Source organism: Zoogloea sp., from assembly GCF_041911615.1.
Taxonomy (GTDB): domain Bacteria; phylum Pseudomonadota; class Gammaproteobacteria; order Burkholderiales; family Rhodocyclaceae; genus Zoogloea.
The window spans coordinates 1-2089 of record NZ_JAYROR010000050.1 but is presented as its reverse complement, the minus strand read 5'-3'; the positions used below and the strand labels follow the sequence as shown (position 1 = coordinate 2089).

The 2089-nt window shown below is 65.8% G+C and carries 2 protein-coding genes; both read left to right on the top strand.

Annotation, left to right across the window (positions count from 1 at the left end; all coding sequences use genetic code 11):
- The coding region (locus tag ACE3P2_RS06080) for a tyrosine-type recombinase/integrase (protein WP_374262175.1) at positions 1 to 990 on the top strand (990 nt) is incomplete at its 5' end.
- Entirely contained in the window at positions 983 to 1945 is a 963-nt protein-coding gene (locus tag ACE3P2_RS06075) for an HD domain-containing protein (RefSeq protein WP_374262172.1), read from the top strand. The genes ACE3P2_RS06080 and ACE3P2_RS06075, both read left to right, overlap by 8 nt.
- Positions 1946 to 2089 lie beyond the last annotated feature (144 nt).

Here is a 2089-nt window from a genome sequence, read left to right as displayed (position 1 = left end):
GAGACCTGGTACGGCGAGAAAGAGGTGGAGTGGCGGCGTTCGTACAAGACCACGCTGCGCGCGACCCTCGATCGCGCCCTCATCCCGAGGTTCGGGGAGAAGGAGGTCGGCCAGATCTCCAAGGCGGACGTCCTTGCCTATCGCGCCGAGCTCGGGAAAGCGACCGCGAAAGGCAAGCAAACCAAACTGTCTGCGGCAAGGATCAACAAGATGCTGAACCCGCTCAGGCAAGTCCTCAATGAAGCGGCCGACCGGTTTGATTTTCGCACGCCCTTCGACAGCGTGAAACAGCTCAAGACGAAGCGCACCGACGTCGATCCCTTCACCCTCGCCGAGGTCAAGCAGATCCTCGACACCGTGCGGCCCGACTTCAGGCACTACTTCACCGTGCGCTTCTTCACCGGCCTGCGCACCGGCGAGGTCGACGGACTGCAGTGGAAGTACGTCGACTTCGACAACCGCCTCATCCTGGTTCGCGAGACCATCGTCGGCGGTGAAGAGGAATACACCAAGACGGACGGCAGCCAGCGCGACATCCAGATGAGTCAGCTCGTCTTCGATGCGCTCCAGGCGCAGTTCGAGGCCACCGGCAAGCTCAGTAAGTTCGTGTTCTGCAACCGGCTGGGGACACCGCTGGACCACAAGAACGTCACCAACCGGGTGTGGTACCCGCTGCTGCGGCACCTCAACCTCAAGCAGCGCCGGCCGTATCAGTGCCGCCACACCGCCGCGACGCTGTGGCTCGCCAGCGGCGAGGCGCCCGAGTGGATCGCCCGTCAGCTCGGGCACACCACCACCGAGATGCTGTTCCGGGTGTATTCGCGCTACGTGCCCAACCTCACGCGGCGGGATGGCTCGGCCTTCGAGCGCCTCATCACGCAGACCCTGGGCACCCAGCTCCTGCCGGTGAAGACCGCCCCTGCGGAGGAGGCGGAGCAGGAGGCCGAGCTGCTGGCAGAGAACGCCGCTCAAGGAGGAGACCATGAGTGAATACCGCCTGCCCATCCCCACGGCCGCCCCGGACAACGCACTGGCCAAGCTCCCGTCCGTGTTTCGGGTGCAGTCGATCAGCCGCCTGCCGCTGGATAACCATTGCGTCCTGAACCGCGCTGGGCTGTTTCATGAGCGGGCCAGCCTGATGGTCGAGTGGCCCTCGCGCAAGGTCGATGTCCGGCTGGGTGCGGGTTGCCTGGTGTCGATTCGCTGGCTCGGTCGGCCTGTGAGCCTCGGCGGTGCGGTGCGCATCAGCCGCCTGGTTGTGCTCGGGCGCCCCGAGGCCAGCCTCGATCTCTTCCAGACGATCCCGACGGTCTGGGTGAAAGAGCGCACGCTCGTCCGTCGCGCCAGCGCGCTGTGGCAGCGCCTGCCAGCGCACTTCCAACATTTGTTCAACGCCATCTTCTGGGACAGCCGACGGCTGCATCGCTACCTGGTGGGCGCCAGCTCCTTGAAGGGCCATCACAGCTGCGTGCACGGCAATCTGTGGCACACCCTGGAGGTTGCCGAGCAGGCGCTCAGGATGGCCCAGGGCCAGCCGCTCGCCTGCCCCGAGGTGCTCCTGATGGCCGCCCTGCTGCACGACGCGGGCAAGGCCGACGAGTACCGTCTCGGCTACAGCGGTCTCGAGCTGACGACCCGCGGCAAGCTCGTCGGCCATCGCAACACCATCATCGAGTGGATCGCCGCCGCCATCGCCCACGCGCGCATCGCTCTCCCCGAGTCCCACTACCTCGGCCTGATCCACGCGCTGACGAGCGCCCGTGGGGCGCCGGATTGGCTCGGTCTGCGCGAGCCCTGCACGCTCGACGCGGTCCTGCTCTCCGCGGCGGACCGGCTCTCGGGGCAGATCGAGTTGATGGCGCGGCACTCGCCGGCGGAGTCCGGGTTCGGGCGGTTTCATCCGCATCTGCGCGGGCGCCCCTACGTGGTTGGGGCGAGCCTCTGAAACGCAATCGGGGTTATGAACATAAGGGCGCCTCGAAAAACCTCGGCACCTCTGTGATTGGTAAAATTGGATTGTCCTGATTTCGTTCTCTGCCGCCAGCCATGAAGAAACGCACCGCCATCAAGACCGACCTGTTCGCCGACG

Excerpts from the sequence above, each read along its gene's own strand:
- ACE3P2_RS06075 (WP_374262172.1), top strand. The coding sequence starts at position 983 with ATGAGTGAATACCGCCTGCCCATCCCCACGGCCGCCCCGGACAACGCA.